At 68.9% G+C, this 1,668-nt stretch carries 2 protein-coding genes; both read left to right on the top strand.

Annotated features, from left to right (window positions below):
- Positions 1 to 152: ricin-type beta-trefoil lectin domain protein (locus Vse01_RS29085; protein WP_204019280.1), on the top strand; the 152-nt coding region annotated here is incomplete at its 5' end.
- A gap of 77 nt (positions 153 to 229) precedes the next feature.
- On the top strand, positions 230 to 1,668 hold a 1,439-nt coding region (locus Vse01_RS29080; RefSeq protein ID WP_204019279.1), incomplete at its 3' end, for a ThuA domain-containing protein.

The raw sequence follows: 1,668 nt of genomic DNA, 5'->3' as shown, positions 1-1,668 counted from the left end.
CCGCGGCGCAGACCTGGACGGTGACGCCGAACTCGACGATCCGGGCGTTGGGGAAGTGCCTGGACGTGTCGAACAACAGCTCCGCCGACGGGCAGGCCGTGCACCTGTGGACCTGCCACACCAACGCGAACCAGCGCTGGGTCCTGCCCTGATCCGAGGAGGGGCCCCTCGCCGTCGCTTAGGGTTGCTAAGGGGCCCCTCCTGACACAACGATCGTTGGGAGAGCTAGATGCGAAAACTCCTCCGAACAACCGTCGGCCTGGCCACCGCCGCGCTCGCCGTACTCGCCTGCACCACACCGGCCACCCCGGCCAGCGCCGCCGACGCCCCGTACGACGTGCTGGTCTTCTCCAAGACGGCCGGCTTCCGGCACGACTCCATCGCGGTGGGCACCCAGACCATCCGGGACCTGGGCGCGGCGAACAGCTTCACCGTCACCGCCACCGAGGACGCCGCGGTCTTCACCACCGGCAACCTCGCCCAGTACGAGGCAGTGATCTTCCTCAACACCACCGGCGACGTGCTCAACAACAGCCAGCAGAGCGCCTTCGAGTCGTACATCAGCTCCGGCGGAGGCTACGTCGGCGTGCACTCCGCCGCCGACACCGAGTACGGCTGGTCCTTCTACGGCAACCTGGTCGGCGCGTACTTCCGCTCCCACCCGGCAATCCAGCAGGCCACCGTCCGGGTGGAGAACCGCGCCCACGCGGCCACCGCCCACCTGCCGCAGAACTGGGTCCGTACCGACGAGTGGTACGACTTCCAGAGCAACCCCCGCGCCAACGCGCGGGTGCTGGCGAACCTTAACGAGTCGACGTACTCCGGCGGTGTGATGGGCGCCGACCACCCGATCGCCTGGTGCAAGACGTACAACGGCGGCCGGTCCTTCTACACCGGCGGCGGCCACACCCAGGCGTCGTACGCCGAGCCAGCCTTCCGGGCGCACCTGCTCGGCGGCATCCGGTACGCAGCCGGCCGCACCAAGGCCGACTGCCGGCCGGAGACCGGCTACACCACCCTCTACAACGGCTCGACCAGCGGCTGGTCCCAGGCCGGGCCGGGCAGCTTCAGCAACTCCGACGCCACGCTGACCTCGGTCGGCGGGATGGGGCTGTTCTGGCACAGCGCCAAGCAGTTCACCAACTACTCGCTGAAGCTGGACTGGCGGGTGGCCGGCGACGACAACTCCGGCGTCTTCATCGGCTTCCCACCGTCGAGTGACCCGAACTCCGCCATCAACAACGGCTACGAGGTGCAGATCGACCCCACCGACGCCGCCGACCGGACCACCGGCGCGGTCTACGGCTTCCAGGCCGCCGACCTCGCCGCCCGGGACGCCGCGCTGAACCCGGCGGGGGAGTGGAACACCTACGAGCTGCTGGTGGAGGGGGAGCGCCTCCAGGTCTTCCTGAACGGCTCGAAGATCAACGACTTCACCAACACCGACCCGGTCCGGTCGCTCGCCGGCCACATCGGCATCCAGAACCACGGCACCGGCGACGACGTCTCGTTCCGCAACATCCGGATCAGGGAACTCGGCGGCACGAACCCGCCGCCGGACGGTGACCGGACCGGTCGGATCACCGGACTGGCCGGCAAGTGTCTGGATGTGCGTAACGGCTCGTCGGCGAACGGCACGCAGATCCAGCTCTGGTCCTGCAACGGTGG

This window comes from Micromonospora sediminimaris (assembly GCF_016863575.1).
GTDB lineage: Bacteria > Actinomycetota > Actinomycetes > Mycobacteriales > Micromonosporaceae > Micromonospora > Micromonospora sediminimaris.
The sequence above is the reverse complement of the archived record's forward strand: the minus strand, read 5'-3'. Positions and strand labels throughout refer to the sequence as shown.